This is a genomic window from Streptomyces sp. NPDC059443 (assembly GCF_042750105.1).
Taxonomy (GTDB): domain Bacteria; phylum Actinomycetota; class Actinomycetes; order Streptomycetales; family Streptomycetaceae; genus Streptomyces.
On sequence record NZ_JBHYVM010000076.1, the window covers coordinates 1 to 1,832 of the forward strand.

Sequence of the window (1,832 nt, forward strand, 5' to 3'; positions counted from 1 at the left end):
ATCAGGACGTCGGTGGCACGGTTGATGCCGTCGATCAGGGAGTGGCGGCAGCCGTACTTGTTGTCGAACTTCGACTTCGTCACGGCGTCGTTCACATTGATCGCCGGGAACAGGAGCGCGCCCGCCTGGTGCATCTCGTAGAGGCGGTGGACGCCCGTGGTGGTCTCCTCGGTGACCCCGCGGATCTCGGCGGCGAGCGCCGACCAGTCGATGGAGGTCTTCCCCAACAGACCCAGGACCAGGGCCATTTCCTCGTTGTCGGCGGTCGAGGGGTCCGGGACCGCGCCCGCCTTCTGGTACTCGACGCCCTTGTGGACCAGGAGGGTGGCGTCACCGCCGTCGTCGAGGATCATGTTCGGGCCCGCGTGTCCCGGCCAGGTCAGCGCCTGCTCCGTGCACCACCAGTACTCCTCCAGCGTCTCGCCCTTCCAGGCGAACACCGGGATGCCCGCCGCCGCGATCGCCGCCGCCGCGTGGTCCTGGGTCGAGTAGATGTTGCACGACACCCAGCGGACCTCCGCGCCCAGCGCCACCAGCGTCTCGATCAGCACGGCCGTCTGCACGGTCATGTGCAGCGAACCCGTGATCCGCGCACCCGCCAGGGGCCGGGTCTTCGCGTACTCGGCGCGGATCGACATCAGACCGGGCATCTCGTGCTCGGCCAGGGTGATCTCCTTGCGGCCGAAGTCCGCGAGCGAAAGATCTGCGACCTTGAAGTCCATTGGTTCTACTCCGTGTTGGTGGTGGCTGAGTTCTGGCTGATGTTCAGGTTCTGATGGATCTCTAGAGTCGCGGTGGATTTGTTGAGGGTGATGTAGTGCAGGCCCGGGGCGCCTTCGGCGAGCAGTCGCTCCGCCATCGCCGTTGCGTACTCGACACCGATCCGGTGTCCGTCGGCCGGGTTGTCCTTGGCCGCTTCGAGTTTCTGTCCGAGCGTGTGGGGGAAACGGGCGTCGCTGAGCTCGGCGAAGCGCCGGATCTGGCGGAAATCGGTCGCCGGCATGATCTCGGGGATGACCGGTGTCAGGCAGCCGATGGCGGCGAGGCGGTCGCGGAGGCGGAAGTAGTCGTCGGCGTGGAAGAACATCTGGGTGATGGCGTAGTCGGCGCCGGCCCGGCACTTGGCGGCGAAGTGGTGGATGTCCTCGGTCCAGGAGGGGGAGCGGGGGTGTCGTTCGGGGAAGGCGGCGACGCCGACGGTGAAGTCTCCGAGCTGGCGTATGAGCTGTACGAGCTCGTGGGCGTGGTGGAGGCCTTCGGGGTGCGGGGTCCAGGTTCCTTTGGGGTCGCCGGGCGGGTCGCCGCGCAGGGCGAGGACGTCGCGGATTCCGGCGTCGGCGTACTGGCCGATGATGTGGCGCAGCTCGGCCACAGAGTGTCCGACGGCGGTGAGGTGGGCCACGGGGCGCAGGGTGGTCTCGGCGGCGATGCGTTTGGTGACCTCGATGGTGCGGTCGCGGGAGGAGCCGCCGGCACCGTAGGTCACGGACACGAAGGACGGGGCGAGGGCCTCGATGCGGCGGATGGCCGCCCAGAGCGTCCGCTCGCCCGCGTCGGTCTTCGGCGGGAAGAACTCGAACGAGAAGGTCAGGCGGCCCAGGGCCAGCAGCTCACGGACACCGAGGCTGGCGGGGGCGGACGTGCGAGGGCGTTCGGTGGTGACGGCCAGAGCAGCCGGCATGTCGGACTCCTTTCCGGCTCATTGGGGCTCAGCGTGCGTTGAAGTACTTGGCTTCGGGGTGGTGGATGACGATGGCGTCGGTGGACTGCTCGGGGTGGAGCTGGAACTCCTCGGAGAGGTGGACGCCGATCCGTTCGGGCTGGAGGAGGTC

The 1,832-nt window shown here is 68.1% G+C and carries 3 protein-coding genes; all 3 read right to left on the minus strand.

The annotated features are described in order from the left end of the window. Positions 1 to 722, minus strand: a 722-nt coding sequence (locus ACFXDJ_RS35830) for an adenosylhomocysteinase (RefSeq protein WP_384851290.1), incomplete at its 3' end; no start/stop codon positions are given. Positions 723 to 727: 5 nt separating this feature from the next. Continuing rightward, positions 728 to 1,681 carry a methylenetetrahydrofolate reductase [NAD(P)H] gene (gene metF, locus ACFXDJ_RS35835; RefSeq protein ID WP_384649728.1) on the minus strand — a complete coding sequence of 318 codons (954 nt, stop codon included), beginning with the start codon at positions 1,679 to 1,681 and terminating at the stop codon, positions 728 to 730. A gap of 28 nt (positions 1,682 to 1,709) precedes the next feature. Continuing rightward, a partial coding sequence (locus tag ACFXDJ_RS35840; RefSeq protein ID WP_384851292.1) for a vitamin B12 dependent-methionine synthase activation domain-containing protein occupies positions 1,710 to 1,832 on the minus strand: 123 nt, incomplete at its 5' end.

Excerpts from the sequence above, each read along its gene's own strand:
- metF (WP_384649728.1), bottom strand. The coding sequence starts at position 1,681 with ATGCCGGCTGCTCTGGCCGTCACCACCGAACGCCCTCGCACGTCCGCC.